The 21,586-nt window shown below is 69.1% G+C and carries 16 protein-coding genes and 1 pseudogene; 7 read left to right on the plus strand and 10 right to left on the minus strand.

The annotated features are described in order from the left end of the window. From AC07ZS_RS08915 to AC07ZS_RS08930, 4 genes and pseudogenes are all read right to left on the minus strand, one after another. Positions 1-321, minus strand: a pseudogene (locus AC07ZS_RS08915) (hypothetical protein); the annotation flags it as partial. After that, entirely contained in the window at positions 318-893 is a 576-nt protein-coding gene (locus AC07ZS_RS08920) for an RNA polymerase sigma factor (protein ID WP_494798236.1), read from the minus strand. The pseudogene AC07ZS_RS08915 and the gene AC07ZS_RS08920, both read right to left, overlap by 4 nt. 28 nt (positions 894-921) lie before the next feature. Beyond that, complete coding sequence (locus tag AC07ZS_RS08925; protein ID WP_494798237.1) at positions 922-1,761, minus strand: hypothetical protein; 840 nt, start codon at positions 1,759-1,761, stop codon at positions 922-924. Between the two features lie 93 nt (positions 1,762-1,854). Beyond that, on the minus strand, positions 1,855-2,787 hold the full coding sequence (locus AC07ZS_RS08930; RefSeq protein ID WP_494798238.1) for a LysR family transcriptional regulator: 933 nt from the start codon (positions 2,785-2,787) through the stop codon (positions 1,855-1,857). Between the two features lie 213 nt (positions 2,788-3,000). Here AC07ZS_RS08930 and AC07ZS_RS08935 point away from each other — a divergent pair, with 213 nt between their 5' ends. Beyond that, on the plus strand, positions 3,001-3,567 hold the full coding sequence (locus tag AC07ZS_RS08935; protein WP_494798239.1) for a DUF4148 domain-containing protein: 567 nt from the start codon (positions 3,001-3,003) through the stop codon (positions 3,565-3,567). On the opposite strand, the gene AC07ZS_RS08940 is transcribed toward AC07ZS_RS08935, so the two are convergent. Further along, positions 3,564-4,937 carry a sensor histidine kinase gene (locus AC07ZS_RS08940; RefSeq protein ID WP_494798240.1) on the minus strand — a complete coding sequence of 458 codons (1,374 nt, stop codon included), beginning with the start codon at positions 4,935-4,937 and terminating at the stop codon, positions 3,564-3,566. The genes AC07ZS_RS08935 and AC07ZS_RS08940 overlap by 4 nt on opposite strands. Then, on the minus strand, positions 4,934-5,596 hold the full coding sequence (locus tag AC07ZS_RS08945) for a response regulator (protein ID WP_494798241.1): 663 nt from the start codon (positions 5,594-5,596) through the stop codon (positions 4,934-4,936). Before AC07ZS_RS08945 ends, AC07ZS_RS08940 begins: the two co-directional genes overlap by 4 nt. Positions 5,597-5,665: 69 nt before the next feature. Between AC07ZS_RS08945 and AC07ZS_RS08950 the strand changes: the two genes are divergently transcribed. Beyond that, a complete protein-coding gene (locus AC07ZS_RS08950) occupies positions 5,666-6,049 on the plus strand; it encodes a cupin domain-containing protein (RefSeq protein WP_494798242.1) in 384 nt (127 codons plus the stop codon). Positions 6,050-6,061: 12 nt separating this feature from the next. Here the strand turns inward: AC07ZS_RS08950 and AC07ZS_RS08955 are convergent, their stop codons facing one another. Further along, positions 6,062-6,538, minus strand: a complete 477-nt coding sequence (locus AC07ZS_RS08955; RefSeq protein WP_494798243.1) for a cyanophycin metabolism-associated DUF1854 family protein — start codon at positions 6,536-6,538, stop codon at positions 6,062-6,064. Further along, positions 6,535-8,817 (minus strand): cyanophycin metabolism-associated ABC transporter, encoded by a 2,283-nt coding sequence (locus AC07ZS_RS08960; protein ID WP_494798244.1) that lies wholly within the window; start codon positions 8,815-8,817, stop codon positions 6,535-6,537. The genes AC07ZS_RS08955 and AC07ZS_RS08960 overlap by 4 nt, the downstream gene beginning before the upstream one ends. A gap of 167 nt (positions 8,818-8,984) precedes the next feature. Between AC07ZS_RS08960 and AC07ZS_RS08965 the strand changes: the two genes are divergently transcribed. Both AC07ZS_RS08965 and cphA read left to right on the plus strand, forming a co-directional pair. Then, the gene (locus AC07ZS_RS08965; RefSeq protein WP_494798245.1) at positions 8,985-11,210 is read left to right on the plus strand and encodes a cyanophycin synthetase; all 2,226 of its coding nucleotides are present in this window, start codon (positions 8,985-8,987) and stop codon (positions 11,208-11,210) included. A 37-nt stretch (positions 11,211-11,247) separates the two neighbouring features. Continuing rightward, on the plus strand, positions 11,248-13,836 hold the full coding sequence (gene cphA, locus AC07ZS_RS08970) for a cyanophycin synthetase (protein ID WP_494798246.1): 2,589 nt from the start codon (positions 11,248-11,250) through the stop codon (positions 13,834-13,836). Here cphA and AC07ZS_RS08975 read toward each other — a convergent pair. Both AC07ZS_RS08975 and AC07ZS_RS08980 read right to left on the minus strand, forming a co-directional pair. Beyond that, a complete protein-coding gene (locus AC07ZS_RS08975; RefSeq protein ID WP_494798324.1) occupies positions 13,825-14,832 on the minus strand; it encodes an endonuclease/exonuclease/phosphatase family protein in 1,008 nt (335 codons plus the stop codon). The genes cphA and AC07ZS_RS08975 overlap by 12 nt on opposite strands. A 107-nt stretch (positions 14,833-14,939) precedes the next feature. Beyond that, on the minus strand, positions 14,940-16,724 hold the full coding sequence (locus AC07ZS_RS08980; RefSeq protein ID WP_494798325.1) for a DEAD/DEAH box helicase: 1,785 nt from the start codon (positions 16,722-16,724) through the stop codon (positions 14,940-14,942). Between the two features lie 308 nt (positions 16,725-17,032). Here AC07ZS_RS08980 and ettA point away from each other — a divergent pair, with 308 nt between their 5' ends. The 3 genes from ettA to AC07ZS_RS08995 all read left to right on the plus strand — a co-directional run bounded on the left by ettA (position 17,033) and on the right by AC07ZS_RS08995 (position 21,585). Next, complete coding sequence (ettA, locus tag AC07ZS_RS08985; protein ID WP_291121668.1) at positions 17,033-18,694, plus strand: energy-dependent translational throttle protein EttA; 1,662 nt, start codon at positions 17,033-17,035, stop codon at positions 18,692-18,694. 122 nt (positions 18,695-18,816) lie between these two features. Further along, positions 18,817-19,368 (plus strand): DUF1415 domain-containing protein, encoded by a 552-nt coding sequence (locus AC07ZS_RS08990; protein WP_494798247.1) that lies wholly within the window; start codon positions 18,817-18,819, stop codon positions 19,366-19,368. Between the two features lie 105 nt (positions 19,369-19,473). Next, a complete protein-coding gene (locus AC07ZS_RS08995) occupies positions 19,474-21,585 on the plus strand; it encodes a DUF1631 family protein (RefSeq protein ID WP_494798248.1) in 2,112 nt (703 codons plus the stop codon). The last annotated feature ends 1 nt before the right edge of the window (position 21,586 follow it).

A 21,586-nucleotide genomic window follows, 5' to 3' on the forward strand; every position in this document is an offset into this window, starting at 1 on the left:
CTCGAGCGCCGGGCGCGGTGCGGGTGGGGCGCCGTCCGGCCGCGTTGCGCGGGCGGGTGCCGGGGTCTCGCCAAGGGCGATCTCCCGTTCCTCGGGCGTACCGCGATCGAACTGCAGCACCACCAGGGTGGCCAGGCCCAGCACTGCCAGGCCGCCGAGGGCGCGCCAGCGCCAGGTCGTGTCGTTGGCGGCCGGTCGGGCCTGGGCCGCTGCGATGCGCGCCTGGGTCAGCACGTTCTCGCGCAGGGTCGGGCCGGGCCGCGCGGGGTCGTGCTCGTTGGCTTCGCTGTAGCGTTGCAGCAGGTCGTCGTCGGGCTTCATGCGAACGCCTCCAGGGTCTGGCGCAGGCGCTCGCGCGCGTAGCGCAGCCGGCTCTTGGCGGTCTCGGCGCTGACGCCGGTGGCCTGCGCGATCTCGGCCAGGCTCAGGCCGCCTTCGGCCTGCAGCAGGAAGGCCTCGCGTTGCGGCAGGGGCAGGGCGGCGAGGGCATCCAGCAGGGCCTGGGCCTGCTCGCGCGATTGCAACTGGCGCACCGGGCCGAAGCCCGAATCGGCCGCCAGCGTATCGGCCAGCGCCGCGCCGTCGTCGGTCTCGGCGTCGAGGCTGGCGTGGGCCTTGTGGGTGCGCCAGTGATCCACCACGCGGTGGTGGGCAAGCGTGAAGAGCCAGGTGCGGAACCGCGCGCGCGGTTCGTAGCGCGGGGCCTGGCGGATGAGCGAGAACCAGACGTCCTGCACCAGGTCGTCGGCCAGGGCGCGATCGTGCACGCTGCGCTGCACAAAGCGCCACACCGGCAGGGCGTGGCGGTCGTACAGGGTTTCAAAGGCGCGCGGATCGCCCGCAGCAAAGGCCTGCATCAGGGTTTCATCGGCGGGCACGGCCTCTTCGGACATGCCCGCGATTATGGGAGCCGGTGGGCCATCAGCTCGGGTCGGGCGCGTAGCCGGGGGGCACAGCGCCGGGAAAGGGGTTGGGCCGGGGTGGCACGGCCTGTGTCGGGATGATGCCCATGGCGATCAGGTTGTCGCGGCTGTCGTAGCGGATGCGGATGACCTCGTCGGGCCGGTCGCTGCGGCGCTCGAAGGTGGTGTGGGTGATGGGCGCGCTCTCGCGCGCACCGTGGCCGGTGCCCAGGCGCGGTGCCGGTGCAGCGGGTGCCATGCGGCGCGCGGCCAGCGATTCGGCCCGCTCTCGCGGGGCTTCGCTGTCGGCCTGCGCGTCGGCGGCGGAGCCGTTCTGCACGCTGCTCTGCTCGCGCAGCGAAGGCCACGGCACCACCGCCGGCGGTGGCGGGGGCAGGGGCTTTTCGCGGAACACGGCCACGCCGATCACGCCCACGTGGGCCGGGCGGCCTGTGCGTTCGGCGTAGGACGCGTCAGAGGCCGTGAAGTGGAAGGCCGCGACCTCGGCGTCGCTCTTGCGCCAGCCGGTGATGGCGTGCTGCTGCCAGGGCGAGAGCACGTAGCCGGTCTGTGGCCAGGCGGCCGTTTCGCCCGAGATCACGTTCACGCCGTCCACCGAAACCACGCCGAGCACGCGGCCCGGCGTGGCGTTGCGCACCGACACGGCGTAGCGCGCGCCGGGGCGCCCGGCGACCCAGTGCTCGCCCTGGTGCCGGTACACCGTGAGCGTCTCGCCGCTGTCGCGGTCGATCACCTGGATGTCGGTGAGGCGGCCCACGGCGTGGGCCGCCGGGGCGGTGAAGGCCGCGAGCACGGCGGCCAGTGTCAGGGCAAGGCGGGAGGAGGGAACGGGTTTCATGCGGGCTCCGCAGGCAGTGGATGGAGCCGGGTGAAACGAACGAGCCGCCTCAACAGGGTTGGGGCGGCCCCGGGTTTTGTGTAACGGCGTGCGTCAGCAGCTGTTGCAGGTGGCCAGCGCGCTGCTCACGCGGTTGCGGGTCTGCTCGATGAGGTAGTCCAGGAACACCTGGGTGCGGCGCGGCATGAACTTGCGGCTGGGCAGGGCCGCGTACATGGTGAGGCGGTCGGTGATCCAGGGGTTGAGCACGCGCACCAGGTCGCCGCTTTCGATCATCGGCGCGGCCAGTTCAATGGTGGTGGCGGTGATGCCTGCCCCGTCGAGGGCAGCGTGCATCAGGGTGTCGGTGTGGTTGGCCCACAGCACCGGTTGCACCTCGACGTCGACGAAGCGCGACTCGTCCGTCTCGTGCAACAGGCGCCAACCCAGCGTGCGACCGGCCGAGGGTTTGAAGCGCAGGCAGTCGTGCTGCGTCAGGTCTTCCGGGCGCACGGGCGTGCCCTTGCGCTTGAGATAGGCGGGCGAGGCCAGCAGCACGGTGACGCTGGAGAGCACCTTGCGCGCGATCACGTTGGCGTCGAACGAGGTCTGCGCGCCCATGAGCGTGATGTCGTAGTCCTGGATCGGCGGCTCGCGGGGCGAGTCCACATCGATGTCGAGCAGGATCTTGGGGTAGGCCTGCCGGAAGCCGCTGACCAGGGGCGCGAGCACGTGGGTGGCGAGCACGGGCGGCGCCAGCAGGCGCAGCACGCCCGCGAGCTCGCTGGTCTGCGAGCTCACCAGGGCGTTCGCTTCTTCCAGGTCCTGCAGGATCACGCGCACCCGGTCGAGGTAGTTCTCACCCGCGTCGGTGAGCGAGACGCGGCGGGTCGTGCGGTGCAGCAGGCGGGTGCCCAGGTGGTCTTCGAGGTCGGCCACCAGCCGGGTGACCACGGCGGGCGACATGTCCATGGCGCGCGCCGCGGCCGCGAAGCCCCCTTCGTCGATCACTTTCTGGAAGGCGCGCATCGAGGTCAGACGGTCCATGGAGAGGCTCCTTTAAAGGGTTTTCCCGTATGTCAGAACCCATATTATTGCTGAATCAGCAATTCAATAGTGGGTTGAGTGCTGTTTTTCTTCAGGATCAGAAACTTTACAGTTCATCCCATCGATGCACGCAAACCCCTCCGCAGAGGCATCGAAGCCGGTCAGACCGCACAACGGACCGACCGGCATGTTCAACCCTCTTAAGGAACTGTCATGAAAAAGCTGTCTGTTGTTGCCATCGCTCTCTCCACCCTCGTTGCCGGCCACGTCATGGCCGCTGACGCCTCCGTCGCCAAGACCCGCGAACAGGTTCGCGCCGAAGTGATCGCCGCCCAGCGCAGCGGTGACCTGGTCGCCGACGGCCAGACCGGTGCCAAGTTCAACCAGGTGTTCCCCGCCCAGTACGCCCAGCCTGTGGCCGTGCAAGGCAAGACCCGCGCCGAAGTGAAGGCCGAGTTGGCCGAAGCCATCCGCACGGGCGACATCGTGGCCGACGGCGCCACCGGCGCCAAGGCCAACGAACTGGCCCCCGCCCAGTACGCCGCTGCCCGCGCTGACAAGTCGGCCAACAGCGTCGCTGTGGGCAAGACCCGCGCTGAAGTGAAGGCCGAGCTGGCCGAAGCCATCCGCACGGGTGACATCGTGGCCGACGGCGCCACCGGTGCCAAGGCCAACGAACTGTTCCCCGCCCAGTACGAAGCCCAGCCCGTGCTGGCCGGCAAGAGCCGCGACGAAGTCCGCGCCGAGCTGGTCCAGTCGCGCCGCGCCAACGGCGGCTAAGTTGTCGATGCGGCGCTGAACATCACGCGCACGCTCAGACCGCCCGGGGGGCTGCTGGCCAAGGTCAGCAGCCCCCCGTTCTGTTGGGCGATCTGCGACACGATCGCCAGGCCCAGGCCGCTGCCGGTGGCCTCGTTTTGCGGGTTCAGGCGCACGAAGCGCTCCAGCACCCGCTGACGGTCGGACTCGGCAATGCCGGGGCCGTTGTCGTTGACGAACAGGCTCACGCGCCCGTCCTCCTGTTCCACGCGCAGGTCCACCCGGCTGCCGGGCGGGGTGTGGCGCAGGGCGTTGTCCACCAGGTTGTCGAGCAGCACGCGCAGGTCTTGCGCATCGGCCTGCACCGTCGCCACCGTGCTGGCGTCCAGCCCGAGGTCGATGCCGCGTGCCTCGGCCCGGGCCGAGAACGCGGCCACCACCTCGGCCGCCAGCTGATCCAGGCGCACCGGCTCTGGCCGGTGCTCGCGGCCATCCGCCTCCAGCCGCGCCATCTGCAGCAGCTGCGCCACCAGGTGCGTGCTGCGCGCGATGCCCCGGTCCAGCTCGTCCAGCGCGGCGTCGCGCTCGCTCTCCGGCGAGCGGCGCGCCAGCTGGGCCTGCAGCTTGACGGCGGCCAGCGGCGTGTTGAGCTCATGGGCGGCGTCGGCCAACACCTGCCGCTGGCGCGTGAGCAGCCGCGCCACGCGCTCCAGCAACTGGTTGAGCGCCTGTCCCAGGGGGGCGACCTCCTCGGGAAGGCCTTGCGTGGCGATCGGTTGCAGGTCTTTTTCGTCGCGCCGCCGGATGTCCTGGCCGAGCGCCTCCAAGGGGGCCAGCGCGCGGTTGACGGCGACGCGGATCAGCAGGCCGAGCAGCAGCACCAGCACCGCCACCGGCACCAGCAGCCAGGGCGCCATCTGGGCGAAGCTGCTGGCGCGGTCGCTGGCGGTCTTGGCGATCTGCACGATTTCCTCGTCGTCCACCAGCGTGTAGACGCGCCAGGCTTCGCCCGACCACTCGACGTTGTGAAAACCGGGCTCCTGCAAGGGTGGGCCAATGCCTTCGACCGAGGCGTACAGCAGCTCGCGGTCGGTGTTCCAGATCTGGCTGATGAAGCGGCCCAGGTCGTCCGTGACCCAGGGCGGCGGGTTGTCCTGCGGGGCATGCCGGGCCGCGGGCCGCGGAGCGGCGTGCTCAGGCGGCTCCAGGGCCCAGCTGTGGGGGCGCACCCCGTGCCGCACCACCGAATGCGCGATCTGTTCCATGCCGAAATCGCGCACCCGGTTGAAGGCCTGCCAGGCCAGGTGGTAGGTGAAGGCGCTGACCAGCACGCTGGTGACGATCAGCGCCGTGATCTGCCAGAACAGCAGGCGCTGGCGGATCGAGTTCATGCCGTGGCGACCAGCTTGTAGCCCACACCCCGCACGTTCTTGATCCAGGCCGCGCCCAGCTTGCGCCGCAGGTGGTGCACGTGCACCTCCACCGCGTTGCTGGCCACCTCTTCCTGCCAGCCATAGAGGCGGCTTTCCAGTTGCTCGCGCGAGAGCACGGTGCCCGGGTTCTCCATCAGGGCGAGCAGCAGGTCGTATTCGCGCGCGGCCAGGGCGACGGGCTGGTTGTCCAGCAGGGCTTCACGGCGCAGCGGCCGCATGGTCAGGCGGCCGAACTGCAGCTCGGGCTGGGCGCGCCCGCTGCCCCGGCGCGCGAGGGCGTGCACGCGCGCCACCAGCTCGTCGAGATCGAAGGGCTTGGTGAGGTAGTCGTCGGCACCGAGGTTGAGGCCGGCCACCCGGTCGCTCACCGCGTCGCGCGCTGAGACCACCAGCACGGGCACCGGGCGGTTTTCCGAGCGCAACCACTGCAGCAGTTGCAGGCCATCCAGCCCGGGCAGTCCGATGTCGAGCAGCAGCACGGCGTACGCCTGCTCGCGCAAGGCGGCCTGCGTCTGCGGGCCGTCCTGCGTCCAGTCCAGGGAGAAACCGGCCATGCGCAGTCCGCGCTCCATGCTTCGGCCCAGCATGACATCGTCTTCGGCGAGTAGAACCTTCATGGGGGTGTAGTGTCAGCGAAAAGCGCCGGCGCCTCTGGTACAAAGCAAAGCCCGATTCCGGAGATTCCTTTGAGCACATTCCAGCAGGTGATCCTGTTCACCGACACCGATGGCCGCGCGCGTTTTCGCGAAGCCGAGATTCCCCTGTCCGAAGGCTCACCCGCGGCCCGCCTCTCGGCGCTGTTGCCCGCCACGGCCTGCCAGTTGCGCCAGAGCCCTGTGGGTTTTCGCAGCGAGTTCCATTGCACCGGCGACGCGCAATGGCTGTTCGTGCTGCAGGGCTGCATGGAGATCGGCCTGCAGGACGGCAGCTGGCGGGCCTTTGGGCCCGGCCAGCACTTCTACTCGGCCGACACGCTGCCGCCCGGTGCGAGCTTCGACCCCGCGGTGCACGGCCACCGCAGCCGGCAGGTGGGCGACGAGCCGCTGGTGACCCTGTTCGTCAGGGGCTGAGCGGGCGCGCCGTCAGAGGAACCGGTCGAGCAGCCGGCGCGAATGGGCGTCGAGGGCGAAACGGTCGCGCACGCCGAAGCACACGCCCTGGCCGCTCTGGATCAGCAGGGCCTGGCCTTCGAGGCGGCGGATGTCGTCCTCGCTGCGCAGCACAAAACTGGTGGGGCCCCGGTCGGTGCTCACCTGCCAGGTGCTGGGCGTGGAGAAGGTGGACACCGATTCGATGCGCTGGATCATCGGTGTGAATTCGCGTTGCGCCAGCTCGTCCTGCAGCAGTTGTCGCAGTTCGGCGGGCAGGGCGGAGAGCTGCTCCACCCAGACCAGTTCATGGCCGTCGCTGCCCACCAGCGACAGGCCTTCGTCGGGTGCGCCGATTGGAAATGCCCGCACGGGCACCACGCCCACGTGGGCCTCGCCGGCCTCGTCGGTGAGCACGAGGCGGCCGAAGGGATTGCGCTGGAGTTGCCAGGCAGGGTGGGGGGTGTTCATGCGTCCTTGTCCTCGGGCGTGTCGGCATCCAGCAGGGCGGCGGCTTCCTGTTCCTTGCGCGCCTGCGCTTCGTACAGGCGCCAGTAGGCACCGCGCTGGGCCATCAGCTCGTCGTGGGGGCCGATCTCCACCACCTGGCCGCGGTCCATCACCACCAGGCGGTCGGCCTTGCGCAGCGTGGAGAGGCGGTGGGCGATGGCGATGGTGGTGCGGCCCTGCACCAGGTTGTCCAGCGCCTTCTGGATTTCCTTCTCGGTTTCCGTGTCGACGGAGGAGGTGGCCTCGTCCAGGATCAGGATGCGCGGGTCGATCAGCAGCGCGCGCGCGATGCTGATGCGCTGGCGCTCGCCGCCCGAGAGGCCCTGGCCGCGCTCGCCCACCAGCGAGTCGTAGCCCTGCGGCAACCGCAGGATGAACTCGTGCGCGTGCGCGGCGCGCGCGGCGGCCACGATTTCGGTGCGCGTGGCGCCGGGCCGGCCGTAGGCGATGTTCTCGGCGATGGTGCCGAAGAACAGGAAGGGTTCCTGCAGCACCAGGCCGATGTGGCGGCGGAAGTCGGCCACGCCGACGCGGCGGATGTCGGTGCCGTCGATGCGGATGCCGCCCTCGCTCACGTCGTAGAAGCGGCACAGCAGGTTGACCAGCGTGCTCTTGCCCGAGCCGCTGTGGCCGACCAGGCCGATCATCTCGCCGGGGCGGATGTCCAGGCTGAGGTTGCGGATGACGGTGCGGCTGCCGTAGCGGAAGCTCACGTTCTCCATCTGCAGGCCGCCCTGCACGCGGGTCAGGGGCACCGGTTGCGTGGGCTCGGGCACGTTGGAGACGTGGTCGAGGATGTCGAAGATGCGCTTGGCGCCGGAGGCGGCCTTCTGCGTCACCGAGACGATGCGGCTCATCGAGTCGAGCCGGCCGTAGAAGCGCCCGATGTAGGCAATGAAGGCGGTGAGCACGCCCACCGTGATCTCGCTCTGGCTGACCAGCCAGATGCCGAAGGCCCACACCACCAGCAGGCCGATCTCGGTGAGCAGGGTGACGGTGGGGGTGAACAGCGACCAGGTCTTGTTGATGCGGTCGTTGACGGCCAGGTTGTGCTCGTTGGCGCGCCGGAAGCGCCTGGCTTCCCGCGCTTCCTGGGCGAAGGCCTTGACCACGCGGATGCCCGGGATGGTGTCGGCCAGCACGTTGGTGACCTCACCCCAGACGCGGTCGATCTTCTCGAACCCGGTGCGCAGCCGGTCGCGCACGAGGTGGATCATCCAGCCGATGAAGGGCAGGGGCACCAGGGTGGCCAGCGCCAGCCAGGGGTTGATCGAGAACAGGATCACGGCCGTCATGCCGATCATCAGCACGTCGGTGAGGAAGTCCAGCGCGTGCAGGGACAGAAAGACGCTGATGCGGTCGGTTTCGCTGCCGATGCGCGCCATGAGGTCGCCGGTGCGCTTGCTGCTGAAGTAGTCCAGCGAGAGCTCCAGCAGGTGGTCGAAGGTGGTGGTGCGCAGGTCCGAGCTGATGCGCTCGGACACCAGGGCCAGCAGCCAGGTGCGCGCCCAGCCCAGGCTCCAGGCCAGCAGGGCCGAGCCCAGCAGGCCGCCGAGCAGGGCCAGCACCAGGCCGGTGTCGATGGCCTGGCCGTTCTGGAACGGGATCAGCACCCGGTCCATCAGCGGGATGGTCAGGTAGGGCGGTACCAGCGTCGCGGCGGTGGAGGCCAGCGTGAGCAGGAAGCCGGACAGCAGCGTCCACCGGTAGGGCCGGGCGAAGCGCCACAGGCGCAGCAGCACCCAGGTGGAAGGCGGGGGCTGGGGGGCTTCCTGGGCGCATTCCGGGCACTCGTCGCTGTCGGCCGGCAGGCTGGCCTGGCACTGGGGGCAGGTGCGGACGGCTTCCTCGACAACCTGGTCGGGCGCCTGGTCCCGCTGGGCCATCAGGCGCTGGAACTGCTCGACCATGCGCGCGGCGCGGTCCTGCAGGCCCATGGTGAAGCGCCAGATGGCAATACGCCCGTTGGTATCCAGCAGCTCCAGGCTACCGACGCCGGCGTGGTCGCTCAGCCGCAACTCCATACCCGGGTTCAGTATCCACTCCTGGTCCTCAAGCGTGAACTTTTGACGCGTTAACAACAGGGTGTGCGTACGGAAATGTAAATCGCTGTCCAAGTCCAGCGCCAACGCGGCGACAGCGCTATCATCGCCCCCCAGCTGGGTTGATGCGGGCCGCAAGGCGTCCTGTGCAGGGTCGGCTCCTGGGGCTGAGGATTCAGCTGGAAAGTGTGAAAGCATGGTGAAGATGACAGCGTGGCGTCGACCGCGAGAAATGGCATGCTCCCACGGGGGAGCCTTGCATTTTCACCGATGTCGGGCCCTCGATCGTTGATGGCATCGAAGTTCTTCTGAACCCCTGACCGGTCCTACACCAGGTCGCCTGTATCACGCGTCCCGCCGGAGACATGAGCTCGAAACACGACATCACGCTGCTGCGCATCAACTACCTGCGCGGCCCCAACATCTGGACCTACCGTCCGGTCCTCGAAGTCTGGCTGGATCTGGGTGATCTGGAGGACTTCCCTTCCAACAAGCTGCCCGGCCTCACCGAACGCCTGATCGAGTGGCTGCCCGCCCTCGAAGAGCACCATTGCGGCGTGGGTGAACGCGGCGGCTTCATCGAACGCCTGCGCGAAGGCACCTGGGCCGGTCACATCCTCGAACACGTCGTCATCGAGCTGCTCAACCTCGCGGGCATGCCCACGGGCTTCGGCCAGACGCGCGAGACCAGCCAGCGCGGGGTCTACCGCATGGTGTTCCGGGCCCGCGACGAGGCCGTGGCTCGCGCCGCACTCACCGAGGCCCATGCCCTGCTGCTTGCCGCCATCCGCCAGCGCGAGGGGGTGGCCAGTTTCGACGTGCCGGCCGCCGTGGCGCGCCTGGTCGAACAGATCGACCGCAGCTACCTGGGCCCGAGCACCGCATCCATCGTCGCCGCGGCGACAGACCGGGGTATTCCCCACCTGCGCCTGAACGAAGGCAACCTGGTCCAGCTGGGTCTGGGCCGGCGCCAGCGCCGCATCTGGACCGCCGAGACCGACCGCACCAGCGCCATCGCCGGCAACATCGCGCACGACAAGGACCTGACCAAGACGCTGCTGGCTTCCTGCGGCGTGCCCGTGCCCGAGGGGCAGGTGGTCGACAGCCCGCAGGCCGCCTGGGAGGCCGCGCAGGAGATCGGCTTGCCGGTGGTGGTCAAACCTTCCGACGCCAACCACGGCCGCGGCGTGAGCCTGGACCTGTCCGAACGCGCCGACATCGAAAAAGCCTTTTCGGTGGCGGAAACCGAAGGCAGCGAGGTCATGGTCGAGCGTTACGTGCTGGGCGACGAGCACCGGCTGCTCGTCGTGGGCGGCCGCGTGGTCGCGGCGGCGCGCGGCGAAAGCCTGTCGGTGGTGGGCGATGGCCGCTCCACCGTCGAGCAGCTCATCGACAGCCAGCTCAACAGCGACCCGCGCCGGGGCGAGGCCGAAGAATTCCCGCTCGAAACCATCCGCCTGGACCGCGAACCTGTCATGCGCCTGCTGCTGGAGCGCCAGGGCCTGTCGGGCGACGCCGTGCCGGCCGCGGGCCGGCGCGTGATGGTCCAGCGCAACGGCAACGTGGCCATCGACTGCACCGACGAAGTCCACCCCGAGGTGGCGCACGCCGTGACGCTGGCCGCCCGTGTGGTCGGTCTGGACGTGGCTGGTGTGGACCTGGTCGCCCAGGACATTGGCCGCCCGCTGCAGGCGCAGGGGGGCGCGGTGGTCGAAGTGAACGCCGGGCCCGGGCTGCTCATGCACCTCAAGCCGGCCACCGGCCTGTCGCGCCCCGTGGGGCGTGCCATCGTGGACCACCTGTTCGACGAAGGCGGCAACGGCCGCGTGCCCATCGTGGGCGTGGCCAGCTCGCGCCACGGCAATGCCATCGCCCGGCTGGTGGGCTGGCTGTTGCACCTGAGCGGCTACCAGGTCGGCCTGGCTTGCCAGGACGGCCTGTTCCTGGGCAACCGCAAGGTCGACGCCCGGCCCAGCGCCCATTGGGATGCCGGCCAGCGCCTGCTGATGAACCGGGAAATCGACGCGGTGGTGCTGGAGAACGGTCCGGCCGTCATCCTCGACGACGGCCTGGCCTACGACCGCTGCACCGTGGGTGTGGTGACCGATCTCGACGATGTCCAGGGCCTGGAGCGGCACGATGTGCGCAACACCGATCAGCTCTACCGCGTGCTGCGCACCCAGGTGGACGTGGTGCTGCCCGACGGCGTGGCGGTGCTCAACGCCGACGATGCCCGCGTGCTGGAGATGGCCGAGCTGTGCGACGGTGATGTGATCCTTTACGGCATGGACGCCGCCTCGCCCGCGCTGCAGAAACACCGCGAAGCGGGCTCGCGCACCGTGTCGGTGTTTGAAGGCCAGCTGGTGCTGGCCGAGGGCGTGCGCAAGGCGCACCGCGTGCGGCTGGACGCCCCCGTGGTGCAAGGCCTGCTGCAGTCGCTGGGTGCGCACACCCTGATGGCCGTGGCGGCTGCCGCGTGGGCGCTGGCGGTGTCGCCCGAGCTGATGGCTGCCGGTATCGAGACCGCGGGTCTCGACGTCGCTCCCCACCCCGAACGGTCAGAACCGGTTACCCTGGACGCCGCGCGCTGAGCGCCGGTCCTCTTTTCATTCATTCCCAGCTTACGTCATGGACGTTTCTCGCATCCGGCCCCTGCGCGGCCCCAATCTCTGGAGCCGCCACACCTGCATCGAGGCCATCGTCTCTTGCGAACCGCATGAGATGGACCTGCAAGCCCTGCCGGATTTTGAACGGCGGCTGCGCGAGCTCTTCCCTTCCGTGGGGCCCCTGGAGCCGAGCAACCCCCAGGAGCACCTGACCCTGGCCCATGTGCTGGAGGCCACCGCGCTGGCCCTGCAGGCCCAGGCCGGTTGCCCCGTTTCCTTCAGCCGCACGTCGGCCACGCTGGAGCCCGGTGTGTTCCAGGTGGTGGCGCAGTACAGCGAAGAGGTGGTGGGCCGGCTGGCCTTCGACATCGCCCGCGAGCTGCTGGCCGCCGCCGGCGCCACTGAGGCGCAGAGCTTCGACGTCGAGGCCGCCATCGGTCGCCTGCGCGCGCTCGACGAAGACGTGCGCCTGGGCCCCAGCACCGGCTGCATCGTGGACGCCGCCGTGGCGCGCAACATTCCCTACCGCCGCCTCACCACCGGCAGCCTGGTGCAACTGGGCTGGGGCTCGCGCCAGCGCCGCATCTGGGCCGCCGAGGTGGACAGCACCAGCGCCGTGTCGGAGTCGATCGCACAGGACAAGGACCTGACCAAGGCCCTGCTGGGAGCCGCCGGCGTGCCGGTGCCGGAAGGCCGGCCCGTGAAGGATGCCGACGACGCCTGGGTGGCCGCCATGGACATCGGCCTGCCCGTGGTGGTGAAGCCGCAGGACGGCAACCAGGGCAAGGGCGTGACGGTCAACATCGTCTCCCGCGAGCACATGGACATTGCGTTCCGCGCGGCCGCCGAGATCGGCGACGTGATGGTCGAGAAATACCTGCCCGGCAGCGACTTCCGCCTGCTCGTCGTGGGCGACAAGGTGGTGGCCGCCTCGCGGCGCGAGCCGCCGCACGTGATCGGCGACGGCGAGCACACCGTGCGCGAGCTGGTGGACCTGGTCAACGCCGACCCCCGGCGCGGCGATGGGCACGCCACCTCGCTCACCAAGATCCGGTTCGACGACATCGCCCTGGCGCGCCTGGACGTGCAGGGCCTGAAACCCGAATCCGTGCCCGAGATGGGCCGCCGCGTCGTGCTGCGCAACAACGCCAACCTGAGCACCGGCGGCACCGCCACCGACGTCACCGACGACCTGCACCCGGACGTGGCCGCCCGCGCCGTGGCCGCCGCGCAGACGGTGGGCCTGGACATCTGCGGTGTGGACGTGGTCTGCGAAAACGTGCACGTGCCGCTGGAGAAGCAGCACGGCGGCGTGGTCGAGGTCAACGCCGCGCCCGGACTGCGCATGCACCTGTCGCCGTCGTACGGCAAGGGCCGTCCGGTGGGCGAGGCGGTGATCGCGAACATGTTCGAGCCCGGTGACGACGGGCGCATTCCGGTGGTCGCCGTCACCGGCACCAACGGCAAGACCACCACCACGCGGCTGATCGCCCACCTCATGGCCACCAACGGCATGCGCGTGGGCATGACCAACACCGACGGCGTGTACGTGGACGGCCGCCAGATCGACAGCGGCGACTGCTCGGGCCCCAAGAGCGCGCGCAACGTGCTCCTGCACCCTGACGTGGATGCCGCCGTGCTGGAAACGGCCCGGGGCGGCATGCTGCGCGAAGGCCTCGGTTTCGACCAGTGCCAGGTCGCGGTGGTGACCAACGTCGGCACCGGCGACCACCTGGGCCTGAACTACATCACCACCGTCGAGGACCTGGCGGTGCTCAAGCGCGTGATCGTGATGAATGTGGCGCCCACGGGTTATGCCGTGCTCAACGCGGCCGATCCCATCGTCGCGGCCATGGCCGCCAAGTGCACCGGCGGCGTGGTCTTCTTCGCGCAGGACCACGACCACCCCGTGCTCGCCGCGCACCGCGTGCAGGGCAAGCGCACCATCTGCGTCGAAGGCGACCGCATCCTCGTCACCGAGGGCAGCTGGCGGGTGCAGATCCCGCTGCAGGGCGTGCCCATCACGCGCGGCGGCACCATTGGCTTCCAGAAGGACAACGTCATGGCGGCCATCGGCGCGGCCTGGTGTGCCGGCCTGGACTGGGACACCATCGCACGCGGTCTGGCCAGCTTCTCCAACGACGCCGATAACGCGCCCGGCCGCTTCAACGTGATGGACTACCGCGGCGCCACCGTGATCGCCGACTACGGCCACAACCCGGACGCGATGCGGGCCCTGGTCGAGGCGGTGAATGCCATGCCGGCGCGCCGCCGCAGCGTGGTCATCAGCGGCGCGGGCGATCGCCGCGACGAAGACATCCGCGAGCAGACCGCGATCCTCGGCAAGGCCTTCGACGACGTGCTGCTGTTCCAGGACGCCTGCCAGCGCGGGCGCGAGGACGGCGAGGTGCTCACGCTGCTGCGCGAAGGGCTCTCCGGCGCAAGCCGCACGAAGGAAGTGTTCGAGATCCGCGGCGAGTTTGTCGCCATCGATGCCGCGCTCGAGCGGCTCAAGCCCGGCGACCTCTGCCTTGTGCTGGTGGACCAGGTGGAAGAAGCGCTCGCGCACCTGGCGCAGCGCATCCGCGAAGCGGGCGGCTCAGCCGGCTGACAACCGCGGCGGTGCTTCGGGCAGGCGCAGCCGCAGCAGCGCCCGCACGAAGCCGTGGTCGCTGCGGCTGCGGTCGCGGCCCTCGAAGAGGTGGTCGTTGAAGACTTCGACGCGCCGCACGTCGCCGATCGATTCCCGGCTGGTGGCCACGAACTGCTCGCTCACCAGCACCTGGTCCAGCACCTCGGGGTAGCCCTGGTGGATGTGCGAGTAGGCCACGTCGCGGCGCATCGCTGCTTCGCCCTGCACGTCCCAGGCGCTGAACAGCGCATGGTCGAGCGCGCCCTTGTCGTACGCGACCTGCGAGGTCGCTGCGATCAATTGTGTGGTCACGCTGTGCGGGCCGTCGTTCAGATCGCCCATGAGCACCAGTGGCAGGTGCGTGCGGTGCAGCAGTTCGACCACCTTCAGGCGCAGCGCCAGGGCTTCGCTGGCGCGCATGACCAGCGAGCGCAGCGAGGCCAGCGCCTGCACCGCCGGATCGGCCGTGTCTTCGATGCCCACCCCGTTCGCATCCTCCAGGAACTTCGGCCGCTTGCTCTTGAGGTGCGCGGTGATGACGCACACCGGCTGGCCGTGCTTGAGGCGCAGCATCGCGAGCAGCGGCGGGCGCTCGAAGCGGGTGTGCAGGCCCAGGCCGGGCACCTGCACGCGGGCGGCCTCGGGGAAGTCGGCCAGCGACTGCACGGAATCGACCTTCAGGCGCGTGACGATGCCCACCCGGGGTGTGCCTTGCGCACCGGCCTGGCCGGGGCCGTTCTCGGCGCCGGGCACCGCGACGAAGCCGTATTGCAGCCCGCTGCGCGCCACGGCCGCGCGCAGGGCGTTCTCGTCCCACACCTCCTGCACGGCCAGCACGTCGGCGTTGAGCGCCCTGAACCGGTCGCCCAGCCAGCTCACCTTGCGTTCGAATTCGGTCTCGGTGTAGGGGTCTTGCCCCGCGTAGAAAGGGCGGCCCGCCTGAGCCAGGTTGAGCACGTTGCAGGTGGCCACCATGAGGGTGGCGTAACGTGCCGACGCCCCGTTGCCGGCGAAGGCAGACGGGGCGCCGTTGGGGGTGGTGCGGTCATGGGGCATGACCGCACTGTAGTGGGGAAACCGCTTCAGCGGATCCGACCGTAGCTGGTGCGCAGGGGATCGGCCGGGCCGCCGGCGTTGCCGCCGCGCTGACCGCCACCACCACCGCCGCCCTTGCCCTTGCCGCCGCGGTTGCCGGTGCGCATCGCGTCGATGCTGGTGCGCAGCGGATCGGGCTGGCCGCCGGGGTTGGCCGCGCGGGGGCGCGGCTCACGGATGCGCAGGCTGCCCAGATGGGCATTGGGGCCGGGCTGGCGCTCGGCACCGGGTTCGCGCTCCTCGCGCGGGCCCCGGTCTTCACGGAAGCCGCGGTCTTCGCGCGGCGGGCGCTGGCCTTGCTGGCCACCACCGTGGCGTTGGCCCTGGCGCTGGCCGTTGCCACCGCCGCCATTGCCATTGGCGCGCTGGCCACCGCCGTTGCCACGCCGACCTTCGCCGCGCGGGCCGTCGGCCTGGCTGCCGTCACCGGCCGGGCGCTGGCGTTGGCCGCCACCGCCACCGTTGCCACGGCCTTGCGGCTCGTTGGCCTTCTTCTCGCGCACGCGCTGCAGCATCTCGGTGCGCGCGGCCTTGGCGGCGGCCGCCATCACTTCGCGGCTGGGCGGCTTGCCCGCACCGCCCCAGATGGTCTGGCGGCCCATGGCGATCGGCTCGGCCTTCTCGCCGGGTTCGGGCATGAACTCGGGGAAGATCTGCACCGGGATCTGCTGCTTGGTGAAGCGCTCGATCTCCATCATGAAGCCTTCTTCGTCCAGGCTCACGAGGTTGACCGCCTCGCCGCTGTTGCCCGCGCGGCCGGTGCGGCCGATGCGGTGCACGTAGTCTTCGCTGATGTTGGGGATCTCGTAGTTCACGACGTGCGGCAGCTCGTCGATGTCGATGCCGCGCGCGGCGATGTCGGTCGCCACCAGGGCGCGGATCTCGCCGCTCTTGAAGCCGGCCAGCGCCTGGGTGCGGGCACCCTGGCTCTTGTTGCCGTGCAGTGCCATCGCGTGGATGCCGTTCTTGGTGAGGTACTCGGCGACGTTGTTGGCGCCGAACTTGGTGCGCGTGAACACCAGCACCTGGCTCCAGTTGTGCTGGTTGATGATGTGGACCAGCAGCGCCTTCTTCTTGCCGCGGCCCACGGGGTGGATCACCTGCGTGATGCGCTGTACCGTGGTGTTGCGCGGGGTCACCTGGATGTGCAGCGGGTCCTTGAGCAGGGCGCTGGCCAGGTCGCGGATCTCGTCGCTGAAGGTGGCCGAGAACAGCAGGCTCTGCTTTTCCTTGGGCACCAGGGCGAGGATCTTCTTCACGTCGTGGATGAAGCCCATGTCGAGCATGCGGTCGGCTTCGTCCAGCACCAGCATCTGCACGGTGGAGAGGTCGAGGAAGCCTTGCTGCTGCAGGTCGAGCAGGCGGCCGGGCGTGGCCACCAGGATATCGACGCCGCGCTTCATGGCGTTGATCTGCGGGTTCATGCCGACGCCGCCGAAGACGACGGTGGAGGTCAGCGAGAGGTGCTTGCCATAGACGCGCACCGACTCTTCGACCTGGGCGGCGAGTTCGCGGGTGGGCGTGAGCACCAGGGCGCGGATGCCGACGCCGCCGAAGCGGCTCTTGGCGCGCTCGCTGTTGGCGAGGCGGTGCAGCATGGGGAGGGTGAAGGCGGCGGTCTTGCCGGTGCCCGTCTGGGCGCCACCGAGCAGGTCGCGGCCGGCCAGCACGGCGGGGATGGCTTCCACCTGGATCGGGGTGGGGGTTTCGTAACCGTGCTCGCGCACGGCTTGCACGATGGCCGGGGCCAGGTTCAGATCGTCAAAGGTCATGTAGAAGAGGCGCCCGTCCAGGGCGCTGGGGGCATCGGCCACTCCGGATGTCGCGGCCTGTCTGGCTGCGGCGCCCGGTCAGTCTGGGGCAGATGGATTCAGGAAGTCGGTGGCCGCAAGCGGGTTGCGCACACCCCGGCGAAGTGCCGGTGCCGAGCCAACTGAAGTGCCCGACAGGGTCTATTGTCGCACGATAAGGCCCCGGTCGCCGCCAATGGCCGCTCAAAAGCGGTCCCGGCGCCTCTGAGGGGATAATCATGGGTTGCGCGGCCGCCCTGGCTGCAGATTTCTTCAGGCAGAACATCCCAATGGCTCAATACGTCTTTTCCATGAACCGGGTCGGCAAGATCGTGCCGCCCAAGCGCCAGATCCTCAAGGACATCTCGCTGTCGTTCTTCCCGGGCGCCAAGATCGGCGTGCTGGGCACCAACGGTTCGGGCAAGTCCACGCTGCTCAAGATCATGGCCGGCATCGACAAGGAGATCGAGGGCGAAGCGATCCCGATGCCGGGCATCCGCATCGGCTACCTGCCCCAGGAACCCCAGCTCGACCCCGAGCAGAACGTGCGCGAGGCGGTCGAGGCGAGCATGAGCGGCGTGCGCGCCGCGCAGAAGCGGCTGGACGAGGTCTACGCGGCCTATGCCGAGGAAGACGCCGACTTCGACGCCCTGGCCGCCGAGCAGGCGCAGCTCGAAGCCATCATCGCGACCTCGGGCACCGACGGCGAACACCAGCTCGAAATCGCGGCCGACGCGCTGCGCCTGCCGCCCTGGGACGCCAAGATCGGCGTGCTCTCCGGCGGTGAGAAGCGCCGCGTGGCGCTGTGCTGCCTGCTGCTGTCCAAGCCCGACATGCTGTTGCTCGACGAGCCGACCAACCACTTGGACGCCGAATCGGTGGACTGGCTCGAACAGTTCCTACAACGTTTCCCCGGCACCGTGGTGGCCATCACCCACGATCGCTACTTCCTGGACAACGCAGCCGAGTGGATTCTCGAACTCGACCGCGGCCACGGCATCCCTTACAAGGGCAACTACTCCACCTGGCTGGAGCAGAAGGAAGCGCGCCTGGAGCAGGAGCAGCGCACCGAAGACGCCCGCACCAAGGCGATGAAGAAGGAACTGGAGTGGGTGCGCCAGAACCCCAAGGGCCGCCAGGCCAAGAGCAAGGCGCGTCTGGCCCGCTTCGAAGAGCTGAGCGACGTCGAGTACCAGAAGCGCAACGAAACCAACGAGATCTTCATTCCCGTGGCCGAGCGCCTGGGCAATGAGGTGTTCGAGTTCAAGAACGTCAGCAAGTCCTTCGGTGACCGCCTGCTGATCGACAACCTGAGCTTCCAGATCCCCGCGGGCGCCATCGTCGGCATCATCGGCCCCAACGGCGCGGGCAAGTCCACGCTGTTCAAGCTCATCAGCGGCAAGGAACAGCCGGACTCCGGCGAAGTGAAGATCGGCCAGACTGTGAAGATGGCCTTCGTCGACCAGAGCCGCGAAGGCCTGGACGGCGACAAGACCGTGTGGGAAGACATCTCGGGCGGCCTGGACATGATCACTGTGGGCAAGTTCCAGATGCCCAGCCGCGCGTACTGCGGCCGTTTCAACTTCTCCGGCGGCGACCAGCAAAAGCGCGTGGGCAGCCTCTCGGGCGGTGAACGCGGTCGCCTGCACCTGGCCAAGACGCTGGCCGAGGGCGGCAACGTGCTGCTGCTGGACGAACCCTCGAACGACCTGGACGTGGAAACCCTGCGCGCGCTCGAAGACGCGCTGCTCGAGTTCGCCGGTTGCGCGCTGGTCATCAGCCACGATCGCTGGTTCCTCGACCGCATCGCCACCCACATCCTGGCCGCCGAAGGCGACAGCCAGTGGGTGTTCTTCAACGGCAACTACCAGGAGTACGAGGCCGACAAGAAGAAGCGCCTGGGCGAAGAGGGCGCCAAGCCCAAGCGGATGCGCTTCAAAGCCTTGAAGTAAGCCCACCCCCGCGCCGGCCCGATGCTCGGGCCGTCACCCCCTCAAGGGGGCAATGCCTGCGGGCCGGGGGACCCGGACCCGCGGCATTCTGGACTCAACTTCCTCTCGCTCCGACCACCCTCATGGACATCTCATCCGACACCGTTCTCGCCGCCACGCGCCACTGGATCGAGAAGGCCGTCATCGGCCTGAACCTGTGCCCGTTCGCGCGGGCGGTGTACGTGAAGAACCAGGTGCGCATCGTGGTGAGCACGGCGCGGCACCTCGACGCCTTCCTGGACGACCTCGACCGCGAGCTCGACCTGCTGGTGAACACGCCCGCCGAAGAGATCGACACCACGCTGCTGGTGCACCCCACGCTGTTCCCCGATTTCGAGGTGTTCAACGACTTCCTCAACGTGGTGGACGACGTGGTGGCCGAGCACGAGCTGGAAGGTGTGATCCAGGTGGCGCCTTTTCACCCCTTGTTTCAATTCGAGGGCACGGCGCCGGACGACGTCACCAACGCCACCAACCGCGCCCCGTTTCCCATCCTGCACCTGTTGCGCGAAGACAGCGTCGAGCGCGCGATCGAGACCACCGGTGGCGATGCGGACGCCATTGTCGAACGCAACCTGCAGACCCTGCGCGAGCTGGGGTCCGATGGCTGGCGCGCGTTGATGGCTGAACGGTGAGCACCGGGCTTTTCCGGGTTTCTTTTTTGCTATGGTGGTCGTACCTTCCTGCCGATAATGTGCTGAACCCCTTCTGCACATCCGTTCACGAAAGACACCGGCTGCATGGACGCCAGCAACACCCAGGCTTTCGACGCCTGCCTCCGCGAAGCCCTCGCCCAGACCCGCGAATGGGTGCCGCGCTGGCTGGGCAAGCTGCACAGCACCCTCAAAGACCGTGAGCTGTCGGCCGGTCAGCTCAGCGAGAAGCAGGGCATGCTGCAGGCCCGCACCACGCTGGAATCGCACCGAGAGCTGATCGCCACCCGTTTTCTCGCCGCGTTCGCCGAATCGATGGAGAACGCACTGCCCCTGACTGGCACCGGTTCGCGCCGCTCGCCCACCGTGAGTTTCGACGAGCTCGAACTCATGGGTGACGACCAGGTCCAGGAAACCGTCGAGCTGGCCCGCGTGCAGCAGGTCGTCAAGATGGCGGTGGACGAGGAATTGGTCACGCTGACCTCGCGCTTGAACGGCGCCCAGGGCCTCACGGTGGTGAACCCCGAGGCCAACCCCCTGCGGGTCGAAGTGGTCGTGGCCGCGCTGATGACCGCGCTCAAGGGCTTGCACGTGGAAGCGGCCGTGCGCACGCGCTGGCTGCAGGTGGGCGCCATCACGCTGGGTGATGAGCTGCGCAACCTGTATGCCGATCTGAGCCGGCAACTCGATCGCGCGGGCGTGAAGCCGGCCGGCTACGTGGTGACGCAGACCGCGACCTCCCGCAAGGTGGCCGCACCGTCCAGCCAGCGAGACGAGGCGGTCTCGGTGCAGGAGGTGCTGGGCAACGACAACCTGCTCACGCTCGACCATCTTCACCAGCTGCTGGTCGGCAACCTCGATCTGAACGAGAAGTCCAACAGCAAGACGGCGGTGTCGGACAACGTCATGGGCCGCACGCTGGCCAGCGAGGTGGTCGGCCTCATGCTCAAGCGCATCGCGGCCGACGAGCGACTGCTCGCGCCCGTGCGGACCATGGTGCAGGACATGAAGCCCGCGCTGTTGCAACTGGCCCGCAGCGAGCCGCGCTTCTTCGCCGACAAGCAGAACCCCGCGCGCCGCCTGCTCGACGCCATCACCGAGCGCAGTCTGGCCTTCACCAGCGAGATGGACCCGGGCTACAACCCGTTCTCCAACCAGGTGCGCGGCATCGTGCGCACCTTGCTCAAGCCGGGCGAGGACCTCGCCGAGCGCTTTCCCAGCCTGCTGGCCGAGCTGCACCGCTCGCAGGTCGAGGCCGTGGCGCCCGCGCAGGTGCAGGCCCGCGGCCTGGCGGTGCAGACGCTGGTGCGGGTGGAGCAGCGCAACCTGCTGGCCGAGCGCGTGGCGGCCGAGATCCGCGCGCGCAACGATTTCGAGAAGGCGCCCGGTGTGGTGAGGCGTTTCCTCACCGGCCCCTGGTCGCAGGTGGTGGCGCAGGCGCGCCTGGAGGTGTCGGAGTCATCGACGGCGTCGCCGGTCGACTCGCCCGCGCGGCGCTACAGCGACATCCTGCCCGACCTGCTGTGGTCCAGCCAACTCGCGCTGGCCAGCCTGAACCGGCCGCGCCTGGTCAAGGTCATCCCCGGCGTGCTGCGCACCTTGCGCGAAGGCCTGGACGCCATCGACTACCCGCGCGAGCAGACCGAGGCCTTTTTCCAGGCGCTCATGGGCCTGCACGAGGCCGCCTACAAGACCCAGCGCAGCAGCCACGAGCCGCCGGCCGAAGAAGAACAGCCCAGCATCCAGCCGGAGATGGACGACGAGCCCTGGATGCAACGCACCGAGGCGCGCGACTCCTGCCTCATGGACGACGTGCTGCTTGACTCGCAGACTTCCACCCAGCCCGCGTTCCTCGAAACCCGGCCGATGCAGCGGCAGCGCGACTGGGCCGATGTCAAGGCCGAAATGGCGGTCCAGCGCACCTCGGACCTGCCGGTGGGCACCTGGGTCGATGTGCTCCAGGACGGCCAGGCCATGCGCTGGCAGATCACCTGGGCCAGCCCGCACGGCACGCTGTTCCTGTTCACCGGGGCGAACGGCCGCTCACTGTCCATGACCAAGCGCGGGCTCGAACGCCTGCTGGAGCAGGACCGCCTGCGCGTCGTGGCCGACCACGGTGTGGTGGACGAGGCGCTCGACGAAGTGGCCCGTCAGGCCTGGCTCAACAGCGCCATGGCGCAGGACAAAAAAGGCCCCTGAG

The sequence above is a fragment of the Hydrogenophaga sp. GW456-12-10-14-TSB4 genome (genome assembly GCF_059424305.1).